This is a genomic window from uncultured Paracoccus sp., assembly GCF_947487305.1.
Taxonomy (GTDB): domain Bacteria; phylum Pseudomonadota; class Alphaproteobacteria; order Rhodobacterales; family Rhodobacteraceae; genus Paracoccus.
The window spans coordinates 148,609-174,214 of record NZ_CANKWH010000004.1 but is presented as its reverse complement, the minus strand read 5'-3'; the positions used below and the strand labels follow the sequence as shown (position 1 = coordinate 174,214).

22 protein-coding genes and 1 other RNA gene are annotated in these 25,606 nt (G+C 65.7%); 14 read left to right on the top strand and 9 right to left on the bottom strand.

Annotated features, from left to right (window positions below; translation table 11 throughout):
- Positions 1-3: 3 nt before the first annotated feature.
- Positions 4-1,452: an IMP dehydrogenase gene (gene guaB / locus Q1A36_RS07075; protein ID WP_299841422.1), complete on the bottom strand. Its 1,449-nt coding sequence runs from the start codon at positions 1,450-1,452 to the stop codon at positions 4-6.
- Between the two features lie 387 nt (positions 1,453-1,839).
- Between guaB and Q1A36_RS07070 the strand changes: the two genes are divergently transcribed.
- The 14 genes from Q1A36_RS07070 to Q1A36_RS07005 all read left to right on the top strand — a co-directional run bounded on the left by Q1A36_RS07070 (position 1,840) and on the right by Q1A36_RS07005 (position 14,993).
- Entirely contained in the window at positions 1,840-2,958 is a 1,119-nt protein-coding gene (locus Q1A36_RS07070) for an outer membrane protein transport protein (protein WP_299841420.1), read from the top strand.
- A gap of 120 nt (positions 2,959-3,078) precedes the next feature.
- The gene (locus Q1A36_RS07065; RefSeq protein WP_299841419.1) at positions 3,079-3,942 is read left to right on the top strand and encodes an ATPase; all 864 of its coding nucleotides are present in this window, start codon (positions 3,079-3,081) and stop codon (positions 3,940-3,942) included.
- Positions 3,942-4,865, top strand: a complete 924-nt coding sequence (gene metA / locus Q1A36_RS07060; protein WP_299841417.1) for a homoserine O-succinyltransferase — start codon at positions 3,942-3,944, stop codon at positions 4,863-4,865. Before Q1A36_RS07065 ends, metA begins: the two co-directional genes overlap by 1 nt.
- Positions 4,866-4,946: 81 nt before the next feature.
- Positions 4,947-5,828 (top strand): polyphosphate kinase 2, encoded by an 882-nt coding sequence (gene ppk2, locus Q1A36_RS07055; RefSeq protein WP_299841415.1) that lies wholly within the window; start codon positions 4,947-4,949, stop codon positions 5,826-5,828.
- The gene (locus Q1A36_RS07050) at positions 5,825-6,679 is read left to right on the top strand and encodes a YgcG family protein (RefSeq protein WP_299841413.1); all 855 of its coding nucleotides are present in this window, start codon (positions 5,825-5,827) and stop codon (positions 6,677-6,679) included. The genes ppk2 and Q1A36_RS07050 overlap by 4 nt, the downstream gene beginning before the upstream one ends.
- A gap of 100 nt (positions 6,680-6,779) precedes the next feature.
- Positions 6,780-7,817, top strand: a complete 1,038-nt coding sequence (locus Q1A36_RS07045; protein ID WP_299841411.1) for an ABC transporter substrate-binding protein — start codon at positions 6,780-6,782, stop codon at positions 7,815-7,817.
- A gap of 568 nt (positions 7,818-8,385) precedes the next feature.
- Positions 8,386-8,740, top strand: a transfer-messenger RNA (tmRNA) gene (ssrA, locus tag Q1A36_RS07040).
- 176 nt (positions 8,741-8,916) lie between these two features.
- Positions 8,917-9,387, top strand: coding sequence for a ClpXP protease specificity-enhancing factor SspB (locus Q1A36_RS07035; RefSeq protein WP_299841409.1), 471 nt, complete (start codon positions 8,917-8,919; stop codon positions 9,385-9,387).
- A 50-nt stretch (positions 9,388-9,437) separates the two neighbouring features.
- Positions 9,438-10,331, top strand: coding sequence for a dihydrodipicolinate synthase family protein (locus Q1A36_RS07030; RefSeq protein ID WP_299841407.1), 894 nt, complete (start codon positions 9,438-9,440; stop codon positions 10,329-10,331).
- A 97-nt stretch (positions 10,332-10,428) separates the two neighbouring features.
- Entirely contained in the window at positions 10,429-11,823 is a 1,395-nt protein-coding gene (gene fumC / locus Q1A36_RS07025; protein ID WP_299841405.1) for a class II fumarate hydratase, read from the top strand.
- Between the two features lie 96 nt (positions 11,824-11,919).
- On the top strand, positions 11,920-12,123 hold the full coding sequence (locus Q1A36_RS07020) for a DUF4169 family protein (RefSeq protein WP_299841403.1): 204 nt from the start codon (positions 11,920-11,922) through the stop codon (positions 12,121-12,123).
- Positions 12,116-12,382, top strand: a complete 267-nt coding sequence (locus Q1A36_RS07015; RefSeq protein ID WP_299841401.1) for a ribbon-helix-helix domain-containing protein — start codon at positions 12,116-12,118, stop codon at positions 12,380-12,382. Before Q1A36_RS07020 ends, Q1A36_RS07015 begins: the two co-directional genes overlap by 8 nt.
- Positions 12,379-12,828 carry a thioesterase family protein gene (locus Q1A36_RS07010; RefSeq protein ID WP_299841399.1) on the top strand — a complete coding sequence of 150 codons (450 nt, stop codon included), beginning with the start codon at positions 12,379-12,381 and terminating at the stop codon, positions 12,826-12,828. The genes Q1A36_RS07015 and Q1A36_RS07010 overlap by 4 nt, the downstream gene beginning before the upstream one ends.
- An 83-nt stretch (positions 12,829-12,911) precedes the next feature.
- Positions 12,912-14,993, top strand: coding sequence for a 3-hydroxyacyl-CoA dehydrogenase NAD-binding domain-containing protein (locus Q1A36_RS07005; RefSeq protein ID WP_299841397.1), 2,082 nt, complete (start codon positions 12,912-12,914; stop codon positions 14,991-14,993).
- A 5-nt stretch (positions 14,994-14,998) separates the two neighbouring features.
- Here the strand turns inward: Q1A36_RS07005 and Q1A36_RS07000 are convergent, their stop codons facing one another.
- From Q1A36_RS07000 to xdhA, 8 genes are all read right to left on the bottom strand, one after another.
- Entirely contained in the window at positions 14,999-15,928 is a 930-nt protein-coding gene (locus Q1A36_RS07000; RefSeq protein WP_299841395.1) for an NAD-dependent epimerase/dehydratase family protein, read from the bottom strand.
- A complete protein-coding gene (locus Q1A36_RS06995; protein ID WP_299841393.1) occupies positions 15,928-17,361 on the bottom strand; it encodes a mannose-1-phosphate guanylyltransferase/mannose-6-phosphate isomerase in 1,434 nt (477 codons plus the stop codon). Before Q1A36_RS06995 ends, Q1A36_RS07000 begins: the two co-directional genes overlap by 1 nt.
- Positions 17,358-18,431, bottom strand: a complete 1,074-nt coding sequence (gene gmd / locus Q1A36_RS06990) for a GDP-mannose 4,6-dehydratase (protein WP_299841391.1) — start codon at positions 18,429-18,431, stop codon at positions 17,358-17,360. The genes Q1A36_RS06995 and gmd overlap by 4 nt, the downstream gene beginning before the upstream one ends.
- A gap of 14 nt (positions 18,432-18,445) precedes the next feature.
- Positions 18,446-19,618 carry a DegT/DnrJ/EryC1/StrS family aminotransferase gene (locus Q1A36_RS06985; RefSeq protein WP_299841389.1) on the bottom strand — a complete coding sequence of 391 codons (1,173 nt, stop codon included), beginning with the start codon at positions 19,616-19,618 and terminating at the stop codon, positions 18,446-18,448.
- A gap of 125 nt (positions 19,619-19,743) precedes the next feature.
- On the bottom strand, positions 19,744-21,021 hold the full coding sequence (gene guaD, locus Q1A36_RS06980; RefSeq protein WP_299841388.1) for a guanine deaminase: 1,278 nt from the start codon (positions 21,019-21,021) through the stop codon (positions 19,744-19,746).
- A complete protein-coding gene (gene xdhC / locus Q1A36_RS06975; protein ID WP_299841386.1) occupies positions 21,009-21,746 on the bottom strand; it encodes a xanthine dehydrogenase accessory protein XdhC in 738 nt (245 codons plus the stop codon). The genes guaD and xdhC overlap by 13 nt, the downstream gene beginning before the upstream one ends.
- Complete coding sequence (gene xdhB / locus Q1A36_RS06970) at positions 21,743-24,061, bottom strand: xanthine dehydrogenase molybdopterin binding subunit (protein ID WP_299841613.1); 2,319 nt, start codon at positions 24,059-24,061, stop codon at positions 21,743-21,745. The genes xdhC and xdhB overlap by 4 nt, the downstream gene beginning before the upstream one ends.
- 2 nt (positions 24,062-24,063) lie before the next feature.
- Positions 24,064-25,515, bottom strand: a complete 1,452-nt coding sequence (gene xdhA / locus Q1A36_RS06965; RefSeq protein WP_299841384.1) for a xanthine dehydrogenase small subunit — start codon at positions 25,513-25,515, stop codon at positions 24,064-24,066.
- Positions 25,516-25,606: the final 91 nt, after the last annotated feature.

Here is a 25,606-nt window from a genome sequence, read left to right as displayed (position 1 = left end):
CGATCACCCCAACCGGTAATTCGGGCTCTCGCGGGTGATCTGCACGTCATGGACGTGGCTTTCCTTCAGCCCCGCGCCGGTGATGCGGACGAACTGGCAGCCGTTGCGCATCTCCTCGACCGTGGCATTGCCGGTATAGCCCATGGCGGCGCGCAGGCCCCCGACCAGCTGGTGGATCACCGTGGCGGCCGGCCCCTTATAGGGCACCTGCCCCTCGATCCCTTCCGGGACGAGCTTGTCGGAGGCCGCGTCCTTCTGGAAATAGCGGTCGGCCGAGCCGCGGGCCATGGCGCCGAGGCTGCCCATGCCGCGATAGGATTTGAAGCTGCGGCCCTGGTACAGGATCACCTCGCCGGGGCTTTCATCGGTGCCGGCAATGGCAGAACCGACCATGGCGCAGCTGGCACCCGCCGCGATGGCCTTGGCAAAATCGCCCGAGAACTTGATGCCGCCATCGGCGATGACCGGGGTTTCCCCTGCTGCACCGGCCGCATCCATGATCGCGGTCAGCTGCGGCACGCCGACGCCGGCGACGATCCGCGTGGTGCAGATCGAGCCCGGGCCAATGCCCACCTTCACCGCGTCTGCGCCGGCATCGATCAGCGCGCGGGTCGCCTCGGCGGTGGCCACGTTTCCTGCGACCACCTGCACCTGGTTCGAGAAATTCTTCACCCGCTCGACCGCCATGGCGACCGAATCCGAATGGCCGTGGGCGGTGTCGATGACCACCATGTCCACGCCGGCCTCGATCAGCGCCTGGCTGCGTTCGAACCCCTCGTTGCCGACGGTCGAGGCGGCGGCGACGCGCAGCCGGCCCAGCTCGTCCTTGCAGGCCAAGGGGTTCAGCACCGAAAGCTCGGTGTCCTTCAGCGTCAGCAGACCGGTCAGCTTGCCCTGCCCGTCGGTGATCAACAGCTTCTCGATCCGGCGCTGTTTCATCAGGTCGATGGCCTGCAGGCGATCCGCCGGTTCGGTCAAAAGCGCCAGGTTGTCGCTGGTCATCACCGCCTTGACCGGGGTCTGGTCACTGCTGGCAAAGCGCATGTCGCGGTTGGTCACGATGCCGACGACGCGGCCCGTCTCGTCCACCACCGGGAAGCCGGTGACGTTATAGCGGGCCTGCAGCGCGCGGGCATCGCCCACCGTCTGGTCGGCGCGCAGCGTGATCGGGTTATAGACGATGCCGCTTTCGAACCGCTTCACCCGGCGGACCTCGTCGGCCTGCTGCTCGGTGGTCAGGTTGCGGTGGATCACGCCGATGCCGCCGGCCTGGGCCATGGCGATGGCCATCCGGCTTTCGGTCACTGTGTCCATGGCGCTGGACAGAAGCGGGATGTTCATCCGGATCGACCGGGTGACGCGGGTGGTCACATCGGCCGTCGAGGGCATGACCCCGGAAGCGGCAGGAACCAGAAGGACATCATCGAAGGTCAAAGCCTCACGAATCTGCATGGGAGGGACTCCTTTGCATGGGATCGTTTGGCAGTTTCCCCTTTCACGCGGCGCAGGCTTTGTCCAGAGCGGTTCCATGCTATTCGCGCAGCGGCGCCATGCAGCGGTTGCATGGGTGACCTGCCACCCATCGCGCGCGACGGGTGCGCCAAGCTGCAGACGGGTCCCTGCAGAATCAGCACGAAACGCCTGCAAATGCCGGCAATCCGGTTAACAAATCCTTAACGCTGGGGAATGCGTTGCGCCAATGCCACGATGCCGCGAGGTCAAGCCGATAATACGCGGCGTCATTGGGCAAACCACGTTGATTCACGGCCGAGTCACGGTAGCGTTATGGCAGAGGGTCTGCGGACCATGTGGGAGGAATTCTTGAAGATGAAATTAGTGATGACCAGTGCCGCGGCTCTGCTGCTGGGCACGACCGCGGTTCTGGCCGGCGGCATCGAGCGTGCGCCCCATTCGCTGAGCGCGCTGTTCGAACCGGGCGAGAACTTTGTCGAACTGTCCTATGGTCACGTCTCGCCGGATGTTTCGGGTTCGGATCTCGCCCAGTATGGCGGTTCGTCCTTGGGCGATGTTGCCGACAACTACAATTTCGCGGGTCTGGCCTATAAGCACCAGTTCAACGACAACCTGTCGGCCGCGCTGATTATCGAGCAGCCCTTCGGTGCCGACATTCTCTATCCGACCCCGAGCGCTCCGGGCGAAGGCTCGGTTATGCTCGGTGGCACCGCCGTCGATGTGAGCTCGACCACCTACACGGCCGTTCTGCGTTATCGCATGGAGAATAATTTCGGCTTTCACGGCGGCCTTCGGGGCAGCCGCGCCGATGGCAACGTGACGCTGATGGGGATGGGCTATGGCCCGTTCAGCGGCTACAATGCCGATCTGGACACCAATACCGCCTGGGGCTGGACCGCCGGCGTCAGCTGGGAAAAGCCCGAGATCGCAGCCCGCGTCTCGCTGACCTACAACTCGCCGATCGAGCACGAGTTCGACACACGCGAGACCATCAGCGGTGCACCGATCGATCCGGCCGGCGCCTCGGTCACCAAGGTCAAGACCCCGCGCAGTTGGAACCTCGAATTCCAGACCGGCGTCGCGGCCGACACACTGGTCTTCGGCTCGATCCGTTGGGTGAACTGGTCCGAATTCCGGGTCGACCCGCGCGCCTTCACCGCCGCCAGCGGTAGTGGCCTGGTCGAGCTGGAAGACACCACGACGCTGACCCTTGGCGTCGGTCGCAAGTTCAACGAGAACTGGTCGGGCACCGCCGCCTTCACATATGAGAAGAGCGGCAATGATCTGGTCTCGCCGCTGGCGCCGACCAACGGCAAGAAGGGCGTCACCCTGGCTGCGATCTATACCCAAGACAATATGAAGATCACCACTGGCGTCAACTACACCAAGCTGGGCGATGCTACCCCGGAAGCCGCGGTCGCCGCGGCACAGATCCGGGATGCCGATGTCGTCGGCGTCGGTGTCCGGGTCGGCTTCACCTTCTGATCTGCGCTTCCGCGCGCACTGGATCGGCCCCGCCCTCACCGGCGGGGCCTTTTCCTTTGGGACAGGGGGCATTACCTATGCCCGGGCAAGAACCGCAACCGGCCGGGCAAGGGGTGCCGCATGATCTATGCCAGTGGACAGCAATGGCGCGACGCCACGCAGAAGCGGGTGGTGCTGTTCGGCATGTCCGGTCTGGGCAAGACCTTCCTTGCCTCGATGCTGCGCGACCGGGGGAACTGGTTTCACTACTCGGTCGATTACCGCATCGGCACCCGCTACATGGGCGAATACATCTCGGACAATTTCAAGCGCGAGGCGATGAAGGTTCCCTTCCTGCGCGAGCTGCTGCTGTCCGACAGCGTCTGCATCTCGTCCAACATCACGTTTGAAAACCTCGCGCCGCTTTCGACCTACCTGGGCAAGCCCGGCAGCCCCAGCCGTGGCGGGTTGCCCTTCGAGGAATATTGCCTGCGCCAGAACCAGCACCGCGAGGCCGAGATCGCCTCGCTGCTGGACACCCGCCGCTTCGTCAGCCGCGCCCGCGACATCTACGGGATCAATGATTTCGTCTGCGACAGCGGCGGCTCGATCTGTGAGGTGGTCGATCCCGACAATCCCGACGACCCTGTGCTGTCGGCGCTGGAAGACGGGTTGCTGCTGGTCTGGATCAAGGGCAGCGATGCCCACACGGCCGAGTTGGTGCGCCGTTTCGACCGCGCGCCGAAGCCGATGTATTACCAGCCCGAGTTCCTCGAGCGCGCCTGGGTCGCCTATCGCGCCGAGAAGGGTCTGCGCGAGGATCAGGTGAACCCCGACGATTTCATCCGCTGGACCTATGCCCGCGCGCTGGCGCACCGCCAGCCGCGCTATGAGGCCATGGCCCGGCGCGGCGTCACCATCACCGCCGAGGAGGTGATGGAGGTCCGCACGCCCGAGGATTTCACCGACCTGATCGCAACCGCCATCGACCGAAAGACGACCTGATGCCCATCACCCTGCAACCCGACCTTCCCGCCTTCCGCATCCTCTCGGATGAGGGCGTGATGGTCATGTCGCCGGGCCGGGCCGCGACGCAGGACATTCGCCCGATCCGCATCGCGCTCTTGAACCTGATGCCGAAGAAGATCCAGACCGAGAACCAGTTCGCCCGGCTGATCGGCGCAACGCCGCTGCAGATCGACTTTCAGCTGATCCGCATGTCGGACCATGAAAGCCGCAACACCGCCGCCGATCACATGGAAAGCTTCTACCGCCCCTTCTCGGAGGTCGCGGCCAGCGGCGAGAAATTCGACGGTCTGATCATCACCGGCGCCCCGATCGAGCATCTGCCGTTCGAGCAGGTGACCTATTGGGACGAGCTTCGCCGGGTTTTCGACTGGACGCAAACCAACGTGCATTCGACCATGGGCGTCTGCTGGGGCGGCATGGCCATGGCCTGGCACTTCCACGGGCTGGAAAAGCACCTGTTGGACCACAAGGCCTTCGGCTGCTTCCGCCATCACAACCTTGCCCCCGCCAGCCCCTATCTGCGCGGCTTTTCCGATGACGTGCTGGTGCCGGTCAGCCGCTGGACCGAGGTGCACCAGGACCAGATCGACGCCCGACCGGCCCTGACCACTCTGCTGGCCAGCGAAGAGGTCGGCCCCTGCCTGGTCGAGGATCCGGGCCATCGCGCGGTCTATATCTTCAATCACCTGGAATATGACAGCACCACGCTGAAGGACGAGTACGACCGTGACGCGGCCGCAGGCAAAGAGATCAACGTGCCGCTGAACTATTACCCCGAGGATGACCCGGCGCGCACACCCTCGAACCGCTGGCGCAGCCATGCGCATCTGCTTTACGGCAACTGGATCAACGAGATCTACCAGACCACCGAATACGACATGGCGAAGATCGGCAGCTGATCGCCCTGCCCCCGCTGACAGGTGCTTGCCCGCAAGGTCAGGCCGCCGCATACTCCGCCGGCAAAGCCAGTGGGGTGCAGGATGGCCAAAAAGCAGGACATTCCCTTCGTCGATGACATTCTGACGTTTCTCAAGAAGGGCGCGCCCTCCGATATCCGCAAGGCGATCGAGAAGGCCGGCAAGGACGACATCCTCGATCCCGGCTATCCTTACACCGAAGAGATGAAGGGCAAGGAGTACGACGCACAGATGGAGCAGTTGCAGCTGCAGCTCGTCCGGATGATGCATGATGTGATCGAGACCAAGAAGCGGCTGGTGGTGCTGTTCGAGGGGCGCGACGCTGCCGGCAAGGGCGGCACGATCGAGCGCGTGCGCGAGAACCTGAACCCGCGTTCGGCCTTCATCGTCGCCCTGCCCAAACCGACCGAGCGCGAGGCCGCGCAATGGTATTTCCAGCGCTATGTCGATCAGCTGCCCGCCGGCGGGGAAATCGCCCTCTTCGACCGCAGCTGGTACAACCGCGGCGTGGTCGAGAAGGTCTTCGGCTTCTCGACCGAACATCAACGCGAACAGTTCTTCCGGCAATTGCCCGAGTTCGAGAAGATGCTGGTCGATGACGGGCTGATCCTTGTGAAGCTGTGGCTGAACGTCGGCCGGGCCGAGCAATTGAAACGCTTCGTCGACCGGGCCGAGGACCCGCTGAAGCAATGGAAGCTCAGCTGGATCGATGTCGAGGGGCTGGCGAAATGGGACGCCTATACCGATGCCATCCGCGACACGCTGTCGCTGACCCATTCGCCGGTGGCGCCCTGGACGGTGATCCGCTCGGACGACAAGCGTCGGGCGCGGATTGCCGCGATCCAGACCATCCTGAACGCGGTCCACTATGCCGGCAAGGATGCGAAGGCCATCGGCCGGGTCGATCCCAAGATCGCCGGCGGACCCGAGATGCTGCTCCGGTGATCCGCGCCGCGCTGATCTGGCTGTGCCTTGCCCTGCCCGTTTCGGCGCAGGAACTGCCCGACTGGACGGCGACCACGATCAACGACTTCGCCGGGCTGCTGACGAACGCGGACAAGCAGACCATCGATCAGGCACTGATCGCGCTGCAAGGCGAGACCGGATCACAGGGCACCGTCGTCACCCTGACCGACCGGGCGCGCTATGGCGGGACCGACGGTCTGGAAGCCTTCACCACGCGGCTCTTCAACGATTGGGGCGTGGGCGAGGCCGGGCGAAATGACGGCTTCATGCTGCTTGTGATCCGCGATGACCGCGAGGCCCGGGTTGAACTGGGTGCGGGCTATCCCGGTGCCGCCGATCTCGCGGCGCAGGCCATCATCGAGAATACCCTGCTGCCGGCGATCCGCGCAGGCGAAATCTCGGGCGGTATCCGCGACGGCACGCTGGCGATCATTGCCGACATCGCCCGCCCCCATGCCGCCGGGATGGGCTTCGACGGCCCGGTGGACAAGCCCGACCTGATGGACTGGCTGTCCCGGGTGGTCTTCTTCGGCGTGTTCGGCCTCATCGGGTTCAACATTCTGCGCAAGACCTGGCAGCGCTTCCAGCTGGGCCGCCAACCCTGCCCGAATTGCGGCGGCGCGGGCTTGGTGCAGGAATCCGAGGTCATCCAGCCCACCGACGGCACCGGCCGCGCCAGCCAGGTGATCTGGACCCGCTGCCGGCGCTGCAACTGGACCAGCCCGCGCAGCGAGGGACGGCCGATCAGCCGCCGCAGCAGCAGCGGCGGGCGTGGTGGCGGCTTCGGCGGCGGGCGATCCTCGGGCGGAGGGGCGTCGGGGCGGTGGTAGGGATCGTTCAACCCTGACGCGACGTTGCGGAAACCTGTCCCGGCTTGCGTCATTTTCCGACCCGCTCTAGCGTTTCCCCATCAACAGGAGGTCTTGACCCATGCGTCTTTTCACAACGGTGGCTGCCATCGCACTGGCTGCCCCGGCATTTGCGGCCGATCCCGAACTGACCGTCTTTGACTGGGCGGGTTTCGAGGAACCGTCGATCTTTCAGGGCTATATCGACAAGAACGGCGACAGCCCGACCTTTGCCTTCTATGGTGACGATGACGAGGCGTTCCAGAAGCTCGCATCGGGCTTCAAGGCGGATACCGCCCATCCCTGCAGCCAGATGGTGTCGAAATACCGCGATGCCGGGCTGATCGAGCCCTGGGACGAATCGCGCATCCCGGCCCTGGCCGATCTGGACCCGAAATTCCTCGATTCGCCGATCTACAAGGACGATCAGGGGCTGTGGTATATCCCGACCGACTGGGGCGCGACTGCCATCGCCTACAGCACCGAAAAGGTGCCGGTCGAGGACGTGGCCTCGCTGGATGTGTTCCTCAACCCGAAATACCAGGGCCGCATCTCGCTGCCCGACAGCGCCGACGACACCTGGGCGCTGGCCTATCTGGCAACCGGCACCACCGACTGGACCGACGTGACCGACGAGCAGTTCGCGGCCGCCGCCGACTGGCTGCGTCAGGCCCATCAGAACGTCGCCGCCTACTGGGCCGATCCGGCCGAGATGGCGCAGCTGATGGCCTCGGGCGCGGTGGATGTGGCATGGTCGTGGAATGACGGCATCGTCTACCTGCGCGAGGACAATTACCAGGTCGGCTTCCAGCGCGCGCCCAAGGAAGGCTCCAGCACCTTCTTCTGCGGCTTCGTGAACCTGAAGGACGGGCCGGGCTCGGAAGACAAGCTCTATGACTTCATCAATGCCTGGCTGGCACCCGAGGCGGCCCGTGGCTTGCTGGACACGATCGGCTACGGCCACACCAACCTGAAGGGCATGGAGACCATCGCCGACGATCCGGCCGTGGCCGAGGGCCTGTCGGCGATCGACGCGCCGATCCTGGCGCAGACCCCGAACGACCCGGCGCAGCGCGAGAAGCAGCTGGCCGAGTTCGAGAAGATCAAGGCCGGGTTCTGACCCCTGCCGAGCGCGTGACGAGAAGCGGGGGCCGAGAGGCCCCCGTTTTGCCGTCTGTCAACAGAAAGTTCCGGCCCTACGACCTTTGGACGGGTCCCTGAATATTCGTTTCTGAAATCGTCAATATGATGCTAGTCTCGGCATATCGCTTGATGCTGCACGATTTCGGCGAAGAACCTACCGACATTTGACTTGATTTCCTTTGTTGTGTTTGTCCGGGTGTCTTGATGAGGAGGTGTCAGAGCAGAAGGTTGACGTGACCGGGCGCAGCGGGTCGAACACCGCTTCCGGTATCTTTCTGCGCGAACAGCTCGACACGAGGCCATCAATTCGGACAAGCCCGCTCTCGGGATCCGCCGCACTTTCATCAGGGGTCGCCCGAAGTTTGTGGCGGTGGTCAGATGCGGGTCCTGCAATCACAGCCTTATGGTCTATTGGGGGGGCCAAGAACGATCCATGAGGCCGGGATGTCCGTGTGACATCGATTGCAGGACCTGCTCTGACTGAATTCTCGCCGTACAAGTCCGATCCCGGGTCAGCGAGGCGCCAAGGATGCGCCCTGCCGACTGCCCTTGCCCCTTTTGAAGGCTGACCCTATATTAAACCTGTCCGGGGCGACCCGGACTATGGACATAAACGCGCTCGTAATAAGCGGATCGGACCCGGGGGCGGTACCCGGCGGCTCCACCAGATTCCCTCGTTGGGGGACCAAGGGGCCGAAATAGGATCGACGAACGTCTAAAGGGGTTATGCTTTGTCCCGGTGAGCCACCACCGTTATCGGTGCAAAATGTACAGTTGCCAACGACAACCGTGCTCCGGTCGCTCTGGCTGCGTAAGCAGTTCGAGTTACCGAAAACTAAGCCCTTGCGCCTAGCCGCGTAAGGCGGGGTTCGCAGGCACCTGGCAACAGAAGCCTGCACTTTCCCTTTCACCCGAAACGCTGGATCGCCCTGTCATGGGCGCGTGCGCCGGCCTGTCCCGCCGATCCGTCAACCGTTCCAAGCGCTTCGCCGATAAACCGCCGGGGTTGCGCGACGCCTCTTTTCATCGCCATCCAGATGCCTATGCTGGCCCCAACAGGGACAAGGGACGGCGCAATGACGCGAATGCAGATCGACTATGGCAACTTGATGCACCGCGCGATGCAGGGGCTGATCGCCGAAGTCCTGCGTGGCGTGCGTGACAATGGGCTGCCGGGCGATCATCATTTCTTCATCACCTTCGACACCCGCGACGAGGGGGTCGAGATGGCCGACTGGCTGCGCGACCGCTATCCCGACGAGATGACCATCGTCATCCAGCACTGGTTCGACAACCTGACCGTTGACGAGGATGGCTTTACCATCACCCTCAATTTCGGCAACTCGCCCGAGCCGCTGCGCATCCCCTTCGACGCGCTGCGCACCTTTGTCGATCCTTCGGTCGAATTCGGCCTGCGCTTCGAGACGCAGGAGGGCGATGACGACGAGGACGAGGATGAAGACTACGACGACGACGATGATGGCCCCGGTGACGACGCGCCCAAGGGCGGCGGCGAGGTGGTCAGCCTCGACAAGTGGCGGAAATAGCCGCCTGCGCCGGTTCGCCTGACGATATCTGCATCCGAGACGAGGACCACATGTCGCTGTTTCACGGCCTGTCGGCCTTTCCGATCACCCCCGCCGATGCCAGCGGTCGGATCGATGCAGCCGCGCTTGGCCGCGTGCTGGACCCGCTGATCGAGGCCGGGGTCGCGTCCATCGGCCTCCTGGGCAGCACCGGCAGCTATGCCTATCTGTCGCTGGCCGAACGCCAGCGCATCCTTGATCTGGCCCTGCGCCATGTCGCCGGTCGCGTGCCGGTGATCGTCGGCATTGGCGCCCTGCGGACCGATGCCTCGGTCGCGCTGGCGGAGCACGCGCGGGATGCCGGTGCGGATGGGCTGCTCTTGGCGCCGGTCAGCTATACCCCGCTGACCGAAGAGGAAGTGTTCCAGCATTTCGCCGCTGTCGCTGCGGTCTCGGATCTGCCGCTCTGCATCTACAACAACCCCTCGACCACGCATTTCACCTTCTCGCTGCCGCTGCTGGCGCGACTTGCCGAACTGCCCGGCATTCAGGCGGTGAAGATGCCCCTGCCCGCCGACGGCGATTACGCAGGCGAGATCGCCCGGCTGCGCGCCGCCCTGCCCGATGGTTTCGCCATCGGCTATAGCGGCGACTGGGGCGCCCTGCCCTCGCTTCTGGCAGGTGGCGATGCCTTCTTCAGCGTCGCAGGTGGCACCGTGCCGCAGTCCTTCCTGGGCCTCACCCGCGCCGCCATGGCCGGGGATGCCGCCACCGCCACCCGGATCGATGCGGATTTCGCCCCGCTCTGGGATCTCTTCCGCGAATACGGCAGCATCCGCGTGGTTCATGCCGCTGCACGCCTGCTGGGATGTGCCGACAGCGCACCGCAACGCCCGATCCTGCCCTTGCCCGAGGCCGAGATTCCCCGGCTGGCCGAGGCACTGGCGCGGCTGTCAGACGGCTGATCGGCCCGTCAACCTATCACAGCATACCATCGCATACCGATTGCCATTCCCGGCTGCGGGGTCTAGAAACCCGGCAAATCGTGATGGAGGCGCTGCCATGACCAAGACCCGTACCGAGACCGACAGCTTTGGACCGCTGGAGGTCGATGCCAGCAAATACTGGGGCGCGCAGACGCAGCGGTCGATCATGAACTTCCCGATTGGCTGGGAACGCCAGCCGGTCGCGATCATCCGTGCGCTTGGCGCGATCAAGCTGGCGGCGGCGCGGATCAACCACAAGACCGGCCACCTGCCCGATGACGTGGCCGGCGCCATGGAACAGGCCGCGACCGAGGTGTTCGAGGGCAAGTTCGACGACAACTTCCCGCTGGTGGTCTGGCAGACCGGCTCGGGCACGCAGTCGAACATGAATGCGAACGAGGTCATCTCGAACCGCGCCATCGAGATCCTTGGCGGCACGCTCGGCTCGAAGAAGCCGGTGCATCCGAACGACCATGTGAACATGGGGCAGTCGTCGAACGACACCTTCCCGACCGCCATGCATGTGGCCATCGGCATGATGGCGCGCGACGTGCTGATCCCCGGTCTCGAGAAGCTCGCCACCGCGCTCGAGGCCAAGCGCGACGAGTTCAAGGACATCATCAAGATCGGCCGCACCCACACGCAGGACGCGACGCCGCTGACCCTCGGTCAGGAGTTTTCCGGCTATGCCCATCAGGTCCGCATGGGGATCGAGCGGGTGAAGCTGGCGCTGCCGCAGATCTATGAACTGGCGCAGGGCGGCACCGCCGTCGGCACCGGGCTGAACACCAAGAAGGGCTGGGACACGGCCATCGCTGCCGAGATCGCCACGATCACCGGCCTGCCCTTCGTCACCGCCCCGAACAAGTTCGAGGCGCTGGCCGCCCATGACGCCATGGTGTTCTTCTCGGGCGCGCTGAAGACCATCGCCGCCTCGCTGTTCAAGATCGCCAATGACCTGCGTCTCCTGGGTTCCGGCCCGCGCTCGGGTCTGGGCGAGCTGATCCTGCCGGAAAACGAACCCGGTTCCTCGATCATGCCGGGCAAGGTGAACCCGACCCAGGCCGAGGCGCTGACCATGGTCTGCGCCCATGTCATGGGCAATGACGCCGCCGTCACCATCGCCGGTTCGCAGGGCCATTTCGAGCTGAACGTCTATAACCCGATGATGTCCTATAACGTGCTGCAGTCGATGCAGCTTCTGGGCGATGCGGCGGGGTCCTTCACCGACAACATGGTTGCCGGCACGCAGGCCAATATCGCGCGCATCGACAAGCTGATGAAGGAATCGCTGATGCTGGTGACGGCACTGGCACCGACCATCGGCTATGACAACGCCACCAAGGTCGCCAAGACCGCGCACAAGAACGGCACCACCTTGCGCGAAGAGGCGATCAACCTGGGCTTCGTCGATGGCGAGACCTTCGATCGCGTCGTGCGCCCGGAACTGATGGTCGGCCCCGAGGACTGATCGACGTTTCAGCAGAGACCAACAGGCGCGTCCCGCTTGTGGCGCGCCTTTTTCATTGTGCTTTTCCCGGCTCTGCAAAGACGGTAGCTTCGGACCATGAGCACCGTGATCAACCTGCGACAGGTCCGCAAGTCCCGTGCCCGCAGCGACAAGCGCGCGGCGGGCGATGCCAATGCCGCGAAATTCGGCGAGGCAAAGGCCCTGCGCGAGGCGCGTCAGGCCGAAGCGGCCCGAGCCGGGCATGTGCTGGACGCGCACCGGCAGGATGAGGCGCCCGAGCCGCCCCGGCACGATGATTGACCTGCCGCCGCTTTCCCCGCCGGTCAAACGCTCCGTCACCATCGACGGCCACCGCACCAGTGTCTCGCTGGAAGAGGCCTTCTGGCGCGCGCTTGGTCGCATAGCCAAGGCACGGGGCGAAACTCGCGCCGCGCTGATCGCCGCGATCGACCATGCCCGCCCGCCCGAGGTCGGTCTGGCGACGGCGCTTCGGCTGTTCGTGCTGGATCAGATGCAGCAGCCCGGCGACGCCCCGACCCGCGCAGGAGGCCCGGCATGACCAGCCGCCCCGTCCCGCGCCAGCGCCGCGATTATGCCGCCTTCGAGGCGATCCAGACCCGCTGGAACGATAATGACCAGTACGGGCATGTCTATAACGTCGCCTATCTGGAACTCTTCGACAGCGCGATGAACAACTGGATGTTGCCGCGCGGGATGCTGCGCCCCGATGGTGACGAGCCGCTGGCCGTGGTGGTCGAGAATGGCTGCGCCTATTTCCGCCAGATCGCCTATCCCGACCCGGTGACCATCGGGCTGCGGCTGGCGCAGATGGGAAACAGTTCGCTGGTGCTGGAACTGGGCCTGTTCCGCACCGACGAGGACGAAGAAAGCGCGCAGGCGCGTTTCGTGCTGGTCTGCGTCGATCCCGAAAGCCGCCGCCCGGTGCCCTTCCCCGAACACCAGCGTCAGGTTCTGGCCTCGCTGCGCCTCGATGCTGCAGAATAACCGCCCGCAACCTTGACCATTTCCCGCCGCGCTGCCTAACCTGCGCCCGAACAAGACGCAGGAGGTTCAGGGGTATGGAGGCGATGAGCGCAGCGGTGACGCTGGAACGCGAGGGCGAGGTCGCCCTGATCCGCATCGACAACCCGCCGGTGAACGCTGCGGGCCAGCCGGTGCGCGAGGGGCTGGTCAAGGCCGTTGCGGCGCTGAAGGCCGACCCGGGCATCCGCGCCGCCGCGCTTTACTGTGCCGGCCGCACCTTCGTCGCCGGCGCCGATATCCGCGAATTCGGCAAGCCCTTCGTGCCCCCCAGCCTGCCCGAGACCTGCGATGCGCTGGCCGAGAGCCGCGTGCCCATCGTCGCCGTCATCCAGGGCACGGCGCTTGGCGGCGGCTGCGAGATCGCCATGGCCTGCCAGGCGCGCATCGGCCTGCCCGGCGCGAAACTGGGCCTGCCCGAGGTCAACCTGGGCCTTCTGCCCGGCGCCGGCGGCACGCAGCGCGCACCGCGTTTGATGGGGATGGCGGCGGCGCTGCATCTGGCGCTGTCGGGCAAACCCATCCCGGCCGAGAAGGCGCTGAGCCTTGGGCTGCTGGACGAGATCACCGATCAGACCGATCCGCGCATGGTCGCCCTGCACGCCGCACGCCGCGTTGCCTCGGGCAAGCTGGCCACCCGCCGCACCGACCCGCTGACCGTCACCCCGCTGCCCGCCGTGCTGCAGGCGGCGCGCGAGACCGTCGCCAAGACCTCGCCGCAGCTTCACGCCCCGGGCCGGATCATCGAGGCCATCGCCGCAAGCACTCTGCCCATTGCCGAGGGTCAGGCCAAGGAACGCCGACTGTTCATGGAATCGCTCGAGGATCCACAACGCGCCGCGCTGGTCCATGCCTTCTTCGCCGAACGCGCGGTGGCGAAATTCCCCGAACAGGACGCCAAGCCCCGCCCGATCGAGCGGATCGGCGTCATCGGCGGCGGCACCATGGGCAGCGGTATCGCCACCGCCTGCCTGCTGGCCGGGTTGCAGGTGGTGCTGGCCGAACAGACCGAGGATGCGCTGGAACGCGGGCTGGCGACCATCGGGCGCAATCTCGACGGGGCGGTGAAGCGCGGCAAGCTGTCGGCGGATCGCGTGCGTGCCACCCGTGCCGCGCTGACCGGCGCCTCGGACCTGAACGCGCTGGCGGGTGCGGACCTGATCGTCGAGGCGGTGTTCGAGAAGATGGAGGTGAAGACCGCCATCTTCGCCCGGCTGGACGGGATCGCCAAACCCGGCGCGGTGCTGGCGACCAATACCTCCTACCTCGACCTGAACCAGATCGCCGCCGCCACGAGCCGGCCGCAGGATGTGATCGGGCTGCATTTCTTCTCGCCCGCCCATGTCATGCGGCTTCTCGAGATCGTGGTCGCCGACAAGACCGCGCCCGATGTGGTGGCGACCGGCTTTGCGCTGGCAAAACGCTTGGGCAAGATCGGCGTGCGCGCCGGGGTCTGCGACGGGTTCATCGGCAACCGCATCCTCTCGGCCTATCGCCGCGCGGCCGAGAACCTCGTGCTGGATGGTGCGACGCCAGAACAGGTCGACCGCGCGATCCGCGCGTTCGGCATGGCGATGGGGCCGTTCGAGATGGGCGACCTGGCCGGGCTCGACATTGCCTGGGCCAGCCGCCGCCGCCACGATGCGACCCGCCCGGCAGATGAACGCTATTCGACGCTGGCCGACAAGCTCTATGACAAGGGCTGGCTTGGGCGAAAGACCGGGCGCGGCTATTACGACCATGCGGGCGAGACGCCGGTGCCCAATCCCGAGCTGCCGGCGCTGATCGACGCGGCCCGGGCCGAGGCGAAGGTCACGCCGCGCGCGCTGACGGATCAGGAGGTCCAAGACCGCTATCTGACCGCGATGATCGCCGAGGGCGCACGGGTGCTGGAGGAGGGCATCGCCCGCCGCCCCGTCGATATCGATGCGGTCTTCCTGTTCGGCTATGGCTTCCCGCGCCATCTGGGCGGGCCGATGTTCCACGCAGACACCATCGGCGCGGCAGAACTGGTGCGGCGGATCGAGGATTATGCCAAGGAAGACCCGCAATTCTGGACCGTGCCGCCATTGCTCGCACGCATGGCGAAAGGCGGGACGAGCTTCGCGGCGCTGAACGAGGCGGGCTGAGCGCCCTAGCCGGCCTTTCGCCGCTCATAGGCGGCGATGGCGCGGGCGAGGTCGGGGGTGATGTCGCCGGGCGGGACATAGCCGATCGCCTCGGCCTTGGCCGAGGACATCAGCTTTGCCATCATTCCCTCGGGCTTCGTCTCGTCATGGGCGAACCGCCCCTGCCATCCGGCCAGACCCGCCACCATCCGGTAATAATCATCGACCGAATGGTCCCGCCCGGCCCCGATGTTCAAGAGCCCCGGCAGCGCCTCGAGGTCAGGCAGGCGCGTCAGGATGAAGCGGGACAGGTGGTCCACGTCCAGAAACTCGCGCCGCGCCCGGCCCGTGCCCCAGATCTCCACCTCGCCCGCGCCGGCATCGCGCGCGTCCACCACCTTGGTGATGATCGCCGCGATCAGATGCGAAGCGGCGCTGCCGAAGTGATCGCCGGTGCCGAAGAGGTTGCAGGGGATCAGCGTGCGATAGGCGCGGCCCGGCACCTGCCGGCTGATATAATCGCAAAGCCGCGCGCCGGTGATCTTCGACAGCGCATAGCCCTCGTTCGTCGGCTCCAGCGGCGCGGCCAGCACGTCCTCCTCGAGCAGCGGCTGGCGGTGGTCGCGCGGATACATGCAGGACGATCCCAGGAATACCAGCCGCCCGACACCCGCCTGGTGCGCGCCCATGATGACGGCCTCGTTCATCACCAGGTTCTCGGAGAGGAAGCCCACCGGATCGGCGATATTGGCCTGGATGCCGCCCACCCGCGCCGCCGCATGGATGACCGCATCGACCGGGTTCTCGGCAAACCAGCGGGCCACGGCGGCGCGATCGGTCAGCGGCAGATCGGCGCGCGAGGGCGCGATCAGGCTCAGGTCAGGGGCGATCTCGCGTGCCAGCCGCCGCAGCGACTGGCCCAGCATCCCCGACCCGCCGGTCAGCAGGACGCGCATCAATCGCCCGTCTGGCGGGCATAGACATCCTCGTAGCGGATGATGTCATCCTCGCCCAGATAAACGCCGGTCTGCACCTCGATCAGCACCATCGGCACCTTGCCGGGGTTCTCCATCCGGTGCACCGCGCCAAGCGGCACGTAGATCGACTGGTTTTCCGTCACCAGCGTCACCGTGTCATCGACCGTCACCTTGGCGGTGCCGCTGACCACGATCCAATGCTCGGACCGATGCACATGGCTTTGCAGCGACAGGGCCGCACCGGGCTTGACCACGATGCGCTTGACCTGAAAGCGGTCGGCCAGCGCCAGCGTCTCGAACCAGCCCCAGGGCCGGTGATCGCGGGGGAAGGCCACGGCCTGCTTGCGCCCCTGCCCCTTCAGCGCCGCCACCGCGTGCTTGACATCCTGCGCCCGGTCCATCGGCGCCACCAGCACCGCGTCCGAGGTGGCGACGACCATGGTATCCTTGAGGCCGATGCCCACCACCTGCATGTCGGCACTGTCGGACCTCAGCAGCACGTTGTCGCAATCGATGGCGGTGGAATGGGCATCCGTCACCGCGCCGCGCGGCGCCGGATTCTTGTCCTGCAATTCACGCCAGACCGCATCCCAGCCCCCGAGATCGGACCAATGGCCGGAATAGGCCACGACCGAGAGGTTGTCGGCCTTTTCCAGCACGGCATAGTCGATCGACTCGTCGCGCAGACCTTGCCACGGGCCACGCGCCAGCCGCAGGAAGCCCAGATCATTGATCGCCCCATCCACGGCGGCCTGAACCGGTTCCAGATAATCCGGGGCATGGGCGGCAAAGGCGTCGATCATGGTCTGCGCGGCGAACAGGAAGATGCCGGCGTTCCACAGATAGCCCCCTTCGGCCAGCATCGCCTCGGCCTGCGGGGCCTGCGGTTTCTCGACAAAACGGCGCAGCGGCAACGCGCCCTCGCCCTGCCCCTCCACCTGCAGATAGCCATAGCCGGTTTCGGGCCGCGTGGGGGTGATGCCGAAGGTGACGATGCGCCCCTGACGCGCCGCCTTCGCGCCCTCCTCGACCGCCGCCGCGAAGGCCGCGCTGTCGGGAATGACATGGTCCGAGGGCGCCACCAGCACCAGCGCCTGTGGATCGGTTTCGGCGACCCGCAGGGCGGCGGCAAGGATCGCCGGGGCGGTATTGCGGCCCTCAGGCTCGATCACGATGGCATCGTGCTTGATGCCGATCTGGTCCAGCTGCTCGGCGACGATGAAGCGGAAATCGGCATTGGTCATCACCACCGGTGCGCCGTAGCCCGGCCCCGACAGTCGCCTTGCGCTGGCCTGAAACAGCGATTCCGGCCCGATCAGCGGGGCGAACTGCTTGGGGAAAGCCTTGCGCGAGGCCGGCCACAATCTGGTGCCGCTGCCGCCTGCCAGCAGGACGGGGGTGATCTTGCTCATTCGACGATCCCATAGGCGCGGCGCGCCAGACGTTCGGTTTCCAGCAGCCGCCTGTCTTCGGCCACCATCTCGGCGACCAGCGTGGCAAAGGGCGTGGTCGCCGTCCAGCCCAGTTTTTCGCGCGCCTTGGCCGGGTTGCCGAGCAGCTGGTCCACCTCGGTCGGGCGGAAATAGACCGGGTCGATCTCGATCAGGCAGCGGTCGGTGCCGGCCTCAAAGCCCTTTTCATCAACCCCTTCGCCGCGCCAGTCCAGCGTCACGCCGGTCTCGGCAAAGGCCTGTTCGCAGAACTCGCGGACCGAATGCATCTCGCCCGTGGCCAGCACGAAATCCTCGGGCGTGTCGTGCTGCAGGATGCGCCACATGCCCTCGACATAATCCCGCGCATGGCCCCAGTCTCGCTGCGCATCGAGATTGCCGAGATAGAGCCGATCCTGCAGGCCAAGGCTGATCGCCGCCACCGCGCGGGTGATCTTGCGGGTCACGAAGGTCTCGCCCCGGATCGGGCTCTCGTGGTTGAACAGGATGCCATTGCAGGCATAGAGGCCGTAAGCCTCGCGGTAGTTCACCGTGATCCAGTAGGCGTAAAGCTTGGCAACGCCGTAGGGCGAGCGCGGATAGAAGGGCGTCGTCTCGCTTTGCGGCACCTCCTGCACCTTGCCGTAGAGTTCCGAGGTCGAAGCCTGGTAGAAGCGGCTCTTCTCGCCCAGACCCAAGAGCCGGATGCCCTCGAGGATGCGCAGCGCGCCAAGCGCATCCGAGTTCGCCGTATATTCCGGCATCTCGAAGCTGACCTTCACATGGCTCTGCGCCGCGAGGTTATAGATCTCGTCGGGCTGGACCTGCTGCAAGGTGCTGATGATCGCGGTCGAATCGGTCATGTCGCCGTGATGCAGGTGGAACTGGCTGCCCGAATGAGGGTCGATCTGCAGATGGTCGATCCGCCCGGTGTTGAAGCTCGAGGACCGGCGCTTGATGCCATGGACCTCGTAGCCCTTGGACAGCAGCAGTTCGGCCAGGTAGGCCCCGTCCTGTCCGGTGACGCCGGTGATCAGCGCGCGTTTGGTCATGGCTTTGGGTCCTTTCAGAAACGGTCGGCGACGCCCTGAACCACCTCGCGCAGGCGCGCGATCTGGGCCGGGATCGGATAGTGGTGATTGCCGACGAACAGTCCGTCCCGGTCCACCCGTTCGGCCGCGACGATGGCCGAGCCGATGCTGTGGTCCAGCTTGTCGATCACCGGGTTGTTCAGGAAATTGCCGGCGACGATGGGGCGGCATTCGATCTCGGCCGCCTGCAGCGCCGCGACCAGATCGCGGCGGCGCCCGGCCAGTTGGCCCTTCAACAGCATGGCGAAACCGAACCACGAGGATTCCCCCGTTTCCTGCTGGATGTCGAGAAAATCGAGATCGGCGAAGGCCGCCTGGAAGATCGCCGCATTGGCCCGGCGCGCGGCGACGAAGCCCGGCAGCTTCTCCAGCTGCGGCCGGCCAAGCGCGCCCTCCATCTCCAGCGGGCGCAGGTTGTAGCCCGGCAGGACAAAGCGGAACTGCGCCACGAAGGGATCGGGATCGACCGGCAAATGGGTGTCGGCGGGCAGGCCGCGGGTCCAGCCATGGGCGCGCATCGACAGCATGGTGTCGTAGAGCCTGCGGTCATCGGTGATGACCATGCCGCCTTCCATGGTGCAGATGTGATGCGAGAAGAAGCTACTGAAGGTGCCGAAATGGCCGAAGGCCCCGGCCATCTGGCCGTTGAGGCTCGCCCCCATGGATTCGCAATTATCCTCGATCAGCAGGATGCCGGCCTGATCGCAGATCGTCCGCAGCCGGTCCGCCTGAACCGGGTTCCCGAGCAGGTTCACCGCGAAGACCGCCCGTGTGCGGGGCGTGATCGCGGCGGCGACAAGATCGGGATCGATGTTCAGCGTCGCCGCATCGATATCGACGAAGCGCAGTTTCAGCCCGGTCTGTGTCACCGGGAAATAGGTGGTGGACCAGCTGACGGCGGGCACGATGATCTCGTCGCCGGGTTTCCAGCCGAGATCGGGATGCCAGAAGGCCGAGGCGATCGCCAAGAGGTTGGCGGTCGAGCCCGACGATGCCATCACCCCGTAACGCTTGCCGAAATGATCCGCGAAGGCCTGTTCATAGGCGCGAACCTCTTCGCCCATGGTGAAGCGGCCGCTGTGAATGACCCGGTCGAGCGCGGCATATTCCGCATCGTCCCAGGTCGTGCTGGCAAGGGGATAGAACACGCGATCACCTGATAAGGAATGTGACCCACCGGGCATAGCCCAATCGCGTCGAGAGGCCAAGCTTCGCCGCCTGCTCTATCGGGGATTGGTTAACAATGCCTTGCGATCCGCGCGCTTGTGCCGCGTTACCCCTTCATCGGCTGACCCGCGACATAGGTTTGCGCCACTGCCCGGTCATCGCCCATGATCTGCAGGATGAAAAGCTCCTGCGCCAGCGTCTCGGCCCGCTCCATCCGCAGTTCCATCGCCGGGGTGGCGCGGCTGTTGAGCACCACCAGATCGGCGGCGCTGCCCTTGGCCAGTGTCCCGATCTCGTCGTCCATCCCCAGCGCGATGGCATTCCCGCGCGTGGCCCAGTGGAACGCCGCCAGCGGGGTCAACTTCTGGCCCCGAAGCTGCAGGATCTTGTAGCCCTCGTTCAGGGTCTGCAGCATGGAATAGCTGGTGCCGCCGCCGACATCGGTGGCGATGCCGCTGGTGACGCCGGCGGCGCGCAGCCCCGCCTCGTCGAACAGGCCCGATCCAAGGAACAGGTTCGAGGTCGGGCAGAAGACCGCCCGGCTGCCGGTCTCGGCCATGCGGGCGATCTCGCGCGGTTCCAGGTGGATGCAATGGCCCAGAAGCAGGTTTTCGCTGAGCAGACCGTATTTCTCGTAGACATCCAGATAGTCGCGGGCGGTCGGGTAAAGCTGCTTGGTCAACGCGATCTCGTCCAGATTCTCGGACATGTGGGTCTGCACATGGCAATCGGGATGTTCCGCCGTCAGCGTCCCCGCCGCGTGCATCTGTTCCGGGCTCGAGGTGATGGCAAAGCGGGGGGTGATGGCATAGCGCCCCCGCCCGCGCCCGTGCCATTTCTCCAACAGGCGCTTGCTGTCGTCATAGCCCTGTTGCGGCGTATCCTGCACCGCCGGCAGGGCGTTGCGGTCCATCATCACCTTGCCGGCGATCATCGCCATGTTCCGCGCCTCGGAGGCCGCAAACAGCGCCTCGGCGCTTTCGGGATGAACCGAACAGAAGGCCACGGCGCTCGTGGTGCCATGCGCGGTCAGGAGGTCGAGGAAGCGCCCGGCCATCGCGGTGGCATGGGCCGGATCGGCAAAGCGCGACTCCTCGGGGAAGGTGTAGGTGTTCAGCCAGTCCAGAAGCTGAGCGCCCCAGCTGGCGATCACCTGCACCTGCGGGAAATGGATATGCGGGTCGATGAAACCGGGCAGGATGAGGTTCGGGCGGTGGTCGATCTCGGCCAGGCCCGGTTCGCGCAGGCTGGCATAGTCGCCCACCGCGCGGATCAGCCCGTCCTCGACCAGGATCGCGCCGTCTTCCAGATAGCGGTGGTTGTCGTCGGTCTCGACCGGGTCGGCGTGGAAATCGAGGACGCGGCCCCGGATCAGCTGTCGCATGAATGTGTTTCCGAAAATGAGGCAGTCAGTTCGACCAGAAGCTCGGTCGCGGCAAAGGCGGCGATGACGGCGGGGCGCTTGTCGCCGGTATCATTGGCGCCGATCGGACAGACCAAAGGCGTAGGGTCGATGCCGCGCGCGCGGGCGAAGCGGTGGAACTGGGCGCGCTTCGTCGCGCTGCCGATCATGCCGATATAGGGCAGATCGCGGCGGGCCAGCGCCTCGGCGGCCAGCAGGAAATCCAGCGCGTGGTCATGGGTCAGGATGATGACGGCGCTGCCGGGTTTTGCGCTGCGGATCTCGGCCTCGGGCAAGGGGGTCAGGCGGTGCGGGATGCCGGGGGCGGCCATGGCCAGCTCCTCGGCCCGGCTGTCGATCAGCACTGGCGACAGCGGCAGGGCCATCAGCGCCTGCGCCAGCGCCCGGCCGACATGGCCCGCGCCGAAGATCAGCACCTCGGGATGGCGTTCCGCGCGGGGTTCGCCCCGGTCGAGTTGCAGGATCACCCGCCCGCCGCAGCACTGGCCGATCTCGGGGCCAAGGGGGATGTCCATCCGCGCCTCGGCCTCGTCGTTCTTCAGCATCTGCCGGGCGCGGTCGATGGCCATGTATTCCAGCTGCCCGCCGCCAATGGTGCCGGTGACGCTGGCCGGACCCACGAACATCTCGGCCCCGGCCTCGCGCGGGGTTGAACCGCGTGCCGATATGACCCGGACCCGGATCATCCCTGCAGCCGCCGGATGCCCATCAACACCCGTTCGGGCGTGGCGGGGGCGTCGAGGCGGGCCGGTTCGCGGTAATCTGCAACCGAGGCCACGGCCATGTTGATCGCCTCGAAGACCGAGATGCCCAGCATGAAGGGCGGCTCGCCCACGGCCTTCGACCGTTTGATGCTGCGCTCGGTGTTTTCCGACCAGTCGGCCAGCTTGACATTGAAGACGCGCGGGCGGTCCGAGGCCAGCGGGATCTTGTAGGTCGAGGGGGCATGGGTCTTCAGCTCGCCCTTATCGCTCCACCAGAGTTCCTCGCAGGTCAGCCAGCCGGTGCCCTGCACGAAGGCGCCCTCGACCTGGCCCTTGTCGATGATCGGGTTCAGGCTGCGGCCCACGTCATGCAGCACATCGGCGCGGTCGATTACGTATTCGCCGGTCAGCGTATCGACCGAGACCTCGGCCACCGCCGCGCCATAGGCGAAGTAATAGAAGGGCCGGCCCCGCCCGGTCGAGCGGTCCCAGTGGATCTTGGGCGTCTTGTAGAAGCCTGCCGCCGACAGGTGGATGCGCGCCATATAGGCGGCCTTGATCACCTCGTCGAAGGGGATGGCGGTCTCGCCCGCCATGATATGGCCGGGAACGAAGCGCACCTGATCCTTCGGCGCCTGCCAGCGTTCGGCGACGAAATCGACCAGCCGGGTCTTGATCTGCTCGGCCGCGTCCAGCGCCGCCATGCCGTTCAGGTCGGTCCCCGAGGAGGCCGCCGTGGCCGAGGTGTTCGGCACCTTCTCGGTCGTGGTCTTGGTGATCTTGATCCGGCTCAGGTCGCATTGGAACGCCTCGGCCACGACCTGCGCGACCTTGGTGTTCAACCCCTGCCCCATCTCGGTGCCGCCATGGTTCAGCGCGATCGAGCCGTCGGAATAGATATGGATCAGCGAGCCGGCCTGATTGTACCAGGTGGCGGTGAAACTGATGCCGAATTTCACCGGGGTCAGGGCAATGCCCTTGCGGATCACCCCGCCCCCCTGGCTTGCGCGATCGTTCCAGTCGAGCACCGCCTGACGCCGCGCGTGGTAATCGCTGCTGGCCTCGAGCTCGGCGAACATCTGCGGCAGGATCTGGTCCGTCACCTCCTGATGATAGGGGGTAAGCTGGCCGTTCTGGTAGAGATTGGCCTTGCGGATCTCCAAGGGATCGCGGCCAAGGGCATAGGCGATTTCCTCGATCATCCGCTCGGCCACGATCACCCCCTGCGGGCCGCCGAAGCCGCGGAAAGCGGTGTTGCTGACGGTATTGGTGCGCATCGGATGGCTGCTGACGCGGACATCAGGGTAGTAATAGGCATTGTCGGCGTGAAACAGCGCGCGGTCCGTCACCGGACCGGACAGGTCGGCCGAGAAGCCGCAGCGCGCATACCAGTCGCCATCGACAGCGAGGATGCGGCCCTGATCGTCGAAGCCGACCTCGTAATCCACCACGAAATCGTGGCGCTTGCCGGTGGCGGACATGTCGTCGTCACGGTCGGGACGGATTTTTACGGCCCGGTTCCACTTCTTCGCGGCCACGGCGGCGACGCAGGCGAAGAGGTTCATCTGGGTTTCCTTGCCGCCGAAGCCGCCGCCCATGCGGCGCACGTTGACGACAACGGAATGGCTTTGAACCCCCAGCACATGCGCGACCATGTGCTGCACCTCGCTGGGGTGCTGGGTCGAGACGTTGATGGTGACATCCTCGTCCTCGCCCGGCACCGCCATGGCGATCTGGCCCTCGAGATAGAAGTGATCCTGCCCGCCGATACCGAAGCGGCCCTTGATGCGGCGCGGCGCGGCGGCAAGACCCTGCGCGGCATCGCCCCGGCGCAGGGTCAGGGGATCGGTGACGTAATCCATGCCGGCGGCCTTGGCGCCCATCGGGTCCAGCGCGTGGAGCAGCGGCTCGTAGCTGATCTTCGCCAGCGCGGCGGCGCGGCGGGCCTGATCGCGGGTCTCGGCGATGACGGCAAAGACCGGCTGGCCCCAGAACTTCACCTCGTGCTCGGCAAAGACCGGATCGTCGTGATGGCCGGCGGGCGAGACATCGTTGACGCCGGGCAGATCGGCGGCGGTCAGCACGTCGATGACGCCGGGGGCGGCGCGCACAGCATCCAGATCCATCGCGGTGATGCGGCCATGGGCGCATTTCGAGAGGCCCAGATAGGCGTGCAGCAAGCCATGCGGCTCGGCCAGGTCGTCGGTATATTCGGCCCGGCCAGTGACATGCTTGGCGGCGCTGTCATGGGCGGTATCCATGTGGGCCAGGCCCTTGATGGCGATCTCGTCCTTCATGGTCATTCCCCCACCGCATAGTTGAGCCGTACCGGCAGGTCCGGTTCGGATTGTTCCAGCCAGAAGCGGCGCAGCAAGTTGGCGGCCACGGCGCTGCGGTAATCGGCGCTGGCGCGCATGTCGCTCAAGGGCGTGAAATCGGACAGGACGGCGCGGGCGGCGGCCTCGAAGGCTGCCTTGCCGAAGACCTGCCCGACCAGCGCGGCCTCGGCCCCTGCGGCGCGTTTCGGCGTGCCGGCCATGCCGCCATAGGCGATGCGGGCCGTGGCGATCTTGTCGCCCTCGAGCGTCAGGCAAAGCCCCATCGCCACCGAGGAAATGTCGCTGTCGCGGCGCTTGCTGATCTTGTAGCCGGCGATCTTCGCGCCCCTGTTCAGCGGGATGATGACCGTCTCGACGAATTCGCCCGGCGCGCGGTCCTGCTTGCCGTAATCGATGAAGTAATCCTGCAGCGCCACCTCGCGCCGTTCCGCACCCTTGCGCAGCACGATCCACGCGCCGAGCGCGATCAGCAGCGGCGGCGTGTCCCCGATGGGCGAGCCGTTGGCGATGTTGCCGCCGATGGTGCCCATGTTGCGCACCTGCCAGCCAGCAATGCGCTGCCAGTAATCCAGGAGTTCCGGCAGATGCTCGGCAATCAGCGGTTCGGCTTCGGAATAGGTGACGCCAGCGCCGATTTTCAGTTCCGTTTCCGTGACTTCGACGCCCTTCATCAGGTGTCCAATAAAGATGGTCGGGCTGATGTTGCGCAGGAGTTTCGTCACCCAGAGGCCCACATCGGTCGCCCCGGCAACCAGCGTCGGCTTTTCGTGCTCCAAGAGCAGCGCGGCCAGATCGTCGGTATCGGCGGGGATGATCGCCCGGTCGGCACCCTTCATGACATCCACCCGCTCGCGCGGCATCGCCCTGAGTTTCGCCGCCACCCCCTCGCGTTCCACCGCCAGCGCATCCATCGCCTGACCGCCCGCCGCCTGCGCCGCCAGCGCCGCCTTGATGATCGGCTCATAGCCGGTGCAGCGGCAGAGATTGCCCTGCAGCGCGGTCTCGATGGCCATGGCATCGGCCGACGGATTGCTCATCCACAACCCATAGAGCGCCATGACGAAGCCGGGCGTGCAGAAGCCGCACTGGCTGCCGTGATGCTCGATCATCGCGGTCTGGATCGGGTGCAGCCCACCATCCGGGCCGCGCAGATGCTCGACCGTCACCACATGGCAGCCGTGGCACGATGCGAGGAAGCGGATGCAGGCATTCACCGGCTCGTAGCGCAGGCCCTGATCGGTCAGCCGCCCGACCAGCACGGTGCAGGCACCGCAATCGCCCTCGGCGCAGCCTTCCTTGGTGCCGGTCATCCGGCGGTCGATGCGCAGGAAATCCAGAAGCGTGTCCGATCCACCGATGGCGGACAGGGCGACCTCGCGGTCATTCAGAAGAAAGCGCAAATCGCCGGTCATGGCATCCTCTCGCAGCGTGAACAATTTCAGCCTAGGCCGGAAATAGCCGTTGCGAAATCGCCCGAGACGTTGAAGACTTTACACGATCCGT